Annotated in this window: 3 protein-coding genes and 2 pseudogenes; all 5 read right to left on the reverse strand. The window is 37.1% G+C overall.

The features are described 5' to 3' along the window. Nucleotides 1-106, reverse strand: a 106-nt coding sequence (locus tag F960_RS05560; RefSeq protein WP_004860278.1) for a transposase, incomplete at its 3' end; no start/stop codon positions are given. Between the two features lie 40 nt (nt 107-146). Next, the gene (locus tag F960_RS23320; RefSeq protein ID WP_507730518.1) at nt 147-515 is read right to left on the reverse strand and encodes a DUF8616 domain-containing protein; all 369 of its coding nucleotides are present in this window, start codon (nt 513-515) and stop codon (nt 147-149) included. 735 nt (nt 516-1250) lie between these two features. Continuing rightward, nucleotides 1251-2699, reverse strand: a pseudogene (locus F960_RS23295) (VENN motif pre-toxin domain-containing protein); the annotation flags it as partial. Nucleotides 2700-2791: 92 nt separating this feature from the next. Beyond that, nucleotides 2792-3043 carry a hypothetical protein gene (locus F960_RS05570; protein WP_004846994.1) on the reverse strand — a complete coding sequence of 84 codons (252 nt, stop codon included), beginning with the start codon at nt 3041-3043 and terminating at the stop codon, nt 2792-2794. Next, nucleotides 3033-5075: pseudogene (locus F960_RS22915) on the reverse strand (hypothetical protein); the annotation flags it as partial. The pseudogene F960_RS22915 and the gene F960_RS05570, both read right to left, overlap by 11 nt.

A 5075-nucleotide genomic window follows, 5' to 3' on the forward strand; every position in this document is an offset into this window, starting at 1 on the left:
CATTACTCATACCGTGTTCACGACATAGGGCAGCAACAGGTGTACCAGACTCCGCTTGCTTTAAGATGGACATGATCTGGCTGTCTGTAAATTTAGATGTTTTCATGCAGAATCTCCTGCTTGTATCTTAAGAGAAAATTCTACTTTTAGATCCTATTATTTTTAGGGGGGATTACCGGAGCATATACAGGAGTTTTCAATGAATTTGCTAATTCCTGAGCAGTACCACTAGAACCACTCCAACATGACCCAAAGCAAATTGGTGTTCCTGCAACATAATCTGGATTATTTCTAACTGCTTCTGCTACTTGTTCAACATTAGTAGGCTTATCATTAATAACTGTGATCCCACCTATTTCATCATAATTTGGTTTGCTACCATGTACAATTATATTATGCCCATTCCCAGTATCAGTTGCATTTTTAAAATTGTTAATTGTAGCTGAATCATCACCAATTGCTGTACTAACAGAATTATGTCTTACTGTATCCCCAGCAGCAGTACTACTGTCCATTAAATCACTTGATTTATTAGCAACATTTCCAACCGTACTTGTTGTCGCCTTTAACCCCTGATTAACAATTACTGCTTCACCAAATAAGTTAACAATTCCACTGACTAATTTAATATTTCCAGCCGTTTCCTCATCAACTCCATTATTGGTTAATACGAATGAATTTGTCTGTTTTAATGGCTCTTTTCCAAAATTAGCAATAGCTGTGGCTATATCATCACTACCATTTACGATAAAGTAACTAGATCCAACTACAGCTATGCCACAGCCTACAACAGTTGCACAACCCGCTACATCTATACCAGCGGCTAAACCTAGTTGAGCAACTCCTCCTGTTAACTGTAAACCTGGTACAACATATTTAAAAACGGGTCCTTTTATTGTATCCCATAATTCTCGGCTCTCGTTCACAATTGATTGATTAACTAGACTTAACTGCAGCTCAGCAATAAGTTTAGGGTTATCTTTAACAAGTTGTTCATACTCTGATTGTGATATTACATCCCCGTCTTTAATCTGCTTATCAAAATCATTTGAAAATGTATTTGCCTCAGGTGATAATATTGTAGTTCCATCAGATGATTTATAGTTTGTTGTATCAGTCAATTCCTCAAAAATACTTTCTGGTACTGATTCTCTTGCAATTAAGCCATTAGCAACTGCGTATTGAAGTATATTAAATTTGATATCTATATCATCGTAATATGTTGTTTTATCTTTTCTTACTGATTCTAATACATTATTCTCAACCGCATTCTTCCCAACCACACCCGCTAACTGCGCATTAAATGTCGAGTCACCAACCGTGCCACCTACTGCTGCACCAATTGCTGAAGTTAAATCACGAATACTTGCTTTAGTGCTTTCAGGTAATAAGTTCGGATCAAACTTGCCAGTTTCAGGGTTAATTGCTGTCTTACCATCATTGTATTGATTTGCAATGTATTTCGCCGCTGCTTCACTCGCAACTGCTGCACTTCCACCTGCTGCTGGATCTCCTCCATTGACATAGGCTAAAACCGCACCCAATATTGCATGAGATACCAATTGTGCTGCTGTATTCTCATTTTCTCCATGACCAACAGTGGAACCAATCAATTGCGATGCATAAGGTGCGAGAGTATTAGTAGCAACTTGTAGATCTGTTTGACCTCCTAACGCACCTGTAATGATCGTAGTGACTGCATTTAAAACACGGCTACTATCACCACCGATGCCCCATTTACCAGTAACAACTTTCTCATTTGCTAATGCAGCTGCATAAGTCGAATTTTGTGAAAAGTATGCGTCTTGTTCTGTTGGAGTCATTTGCTTGACATTAGCTAACTCATCCTCACTCAAATAACCTTTAAGTGCTGTTTTAATCTCTTCTTTTTGTGCATTGGCAGCTTTGATTTGATCTTGTGCATATGTTCTGGTCGCAGCCGCAATCGTCGACGTCGCATCCGCCACCGACTTCTGATTGTCCAATATATTTTGTAAGTTCGGTAATGTGTCTAACTTTTTATTGGCTGTTGCTGCGTCACTATGGATACCCAACTGCTCAGTCGTCGTCTGCTTACCACCGATCGTGATATTGCCATCGCTTAACGTTGCATAGGTCGTACTACTGTCTTTGTCTGACTCATGTTGTGGTAAGCTTGGGCTAAAGCTGGTCGCATTACGCCAGTTGTCATTATTGGTCGGATTTGATGCTTCGTTATTACCAGATGTCTTATCTTTATTGAAGCTTGTACCACCCGATAGACTCACAGTGGTCGCATCATAACTGCTCTTATTTTCTATATTGCTAAACGTCAAACTATTGGCAGTCAGATCATTTTTATCTTTTGTTGCTGTGGATACAATCGCACCACCTTGGAGATCAACACGATCTGCTTTGACATGATAACCACCATCTCCTGCAAATAGTCCTGATTGTTGGTTGACACCGTTCGATTGTCCATTGGCATTGCTATTATTATAGTTACCTGAGGCTTGCCATGCGGTACCCAATGATGCCTGTACTCGTCCGCCTATCCCTGTTTGATCTATCTTTTGATCAATTGTATCTTGTTGGCTAATGATATTGAGCTTACCGCCTACATCCGCATCGATACGATCTGCTGTCGCTTGCGCACCTGCAAGTGTGGTATCTCCTTTGCTCTTCAAACTGATATTGTTGGCATCAAGCGTGGTTTGGTTCTGCATTTGCTGATAATAAATTTAATTCCGCTTGTAACTCATCATAAACTTTTTGTGAAAATTTCAACATATCATCTTCCCTATATTTTAATTTACATAAAATATTGAGAAGAAATATTATCTAATTGCTTTAAGTATTTCTCACTTGAATTAAATTTCTCAGAATTCATCCATTTTTCTCTATACTTCACAATACTGCTAATTTGAATATCTTCATAACCAAACTCAACATTACAACATGGACAAATTTCAAATGTTGGAGTTTTACCATCATCTCCCCATGGGAATATTGTTTCATCAAAATACCCACAAATTCTGCATGTATGTAACATATTATTGTGCATTAAAATACTCCAAATTACTTGAATAACCATGTTCTTTTGGGTTCGGTTTAAATATAGTTCTAGGAAGTCCGTCTTTTGTTTTTACTGCAAATGTATTTGTACTCGGTTGATACAACACACTATCACCATTCTTTCTAACTTTCACTAATGTACCAGTGGGTGGATTATTTACAAAATCTTGTGCAAAACGGTAATAATCATTTTGAGATAATAATGTAGGAAACTCATCTTTATGTTTCTGCCAATGTCCGGCTAAGTTGATATTATTCGAGACTTTTTTAGCAGAAGTCCAATCAGCACTAGTTTCTCCATCACGATAAACATTATTTTCAATTCTCGCAGCTGCTTTTTCCGCATTTTGGGCTACCTTAGTAGCTTTCATCGTATTAAATGCTGTTAAACCATACTTTCCAATATAGGCTAAGTCTGCAACTGTCATTACAGTAGAACCTATATTAAGAGCAGTATCAATCTGTCTACCTGGTACTTTCAAATCATCTATCGCAAAGTCCTGAGGGTATGCCGTCGTATTTGAATTTACTGCATTATCTAATTTCGCTGCTTTTGAATAATTAAATGCATCTTTGATCGCAGATCCTATACTACTTGAAGGAATAACTCCTGCATCCTTATACATACGAACATAGGCCAATCCTTCTGCAATATTATATAAATCACTAATATCAACCGCAGGCTGATTTTGTCCTTTGACTAATAAATCTCTGATTTGTAATTGTAAATCCTTATTCGAACCAGCAAGCGCTTTAAAATCTCCTCCAAGTTGGGCCATTAATGTTTCAGCTTGAAGTCTTAGACCATTAACCCCCTGATCTTTGTCTTTATTTGAAACAATAAAATAGGTTTTTCCATCAGATTTAGTCAAACCTAATGCAATTTGCTTACATTGGGTGTCTGTACTACATTTGCCTGCAATTTTTAAATCATTTGCAATGATTGATCCATTGGATACTTTGTCATCTTTAAATATAACAGCTGAATGTGTTGCAACGTTTTTATGAAAAACATCATCAATTTTTTCATCTCGCTGTCTTGTAGGCTGTCTATCTTTAAAATCATCCCCAACAGCTTGTTGCACAGCGATTTGTGATGCATTTTTTGCCAGTAAATCTTGTTGGGCTTGGGAATCATTTACACCAGAAATAATTGGTTTTGGTATGTTTTGAATGTTGTGTTTAGTATCATTAATATTTGTTGAATTGACCCAACTATTTATGTTAAATGCAGTTTCACCAAGCCAAGCTAATGCGTCTGCAGAATTTTCACTAAAACCTGCTTGATGTGAAGCTTCATGTGTAATTAAATTTACACTCTTGTTTTGAGCATTCACATCAAGATAAGTATCTAATTTATTTGTAATATTGGTTGTTGCGTTAACTCGATAATCATCTTTATTTAAGAGATCTTGTACCAAATTAATTTGGGTGTTTCCTACACTTGTTTCATCAATCAACCCTTGGCTATATTTATTTAGTATATCTTGATTATCGACAACATTCGTTGACTTTCCTTCTTGAATTAATTGTAGATTTGCAGCTAAGTCTGAATTATATGCAGCATTTACATTATTTTGAGTTAGGGTAGTAGCATCTTTTACAGTCCCATTTTCATCAAATAAACCTACAATACCTGAACCTAAAATTAACCCTCCAGTAGCTGTCGAACCTGCGATAATTTTTCCATTCTGTGGTAAATTCTTCTGCTCCTGAATAATTTCAGCTCGCCCACTCTCCGTCAACAATCGATGATCCACCGTAACAGAACCATCTAACATCCCTGTCACTTGATCTCGGGTAATTTCTTGGTTTTGGTTAATATCTCTGTTTGTACCATCAGTTGCATTTGTAACAGTACCTTGCCCCATCGTCGCTTTGGTCAACTGTTCTGTTTCATTACCCGTGCTTTGCAACCCCACAGTCGTACTTCCGCTTGGGAATTTACTACTATTTTCATCCTGACCTTTTATTGGCGTACCAATATTGGTTAAGATATTAAAACCTCGATTACTTTCAGA

It is taken from the genome of Acinetobacter gerneri DSM 14967 = CIP 107464 = MTCC 9824 (assembly GCF_000368565.1).
GTDB lineage: Bacteria > Pseudomonadota > Gammaproteobacteria > Pseudomonadales > Moraxellaceae > Acinetobacter > Acinetobacter gerneri.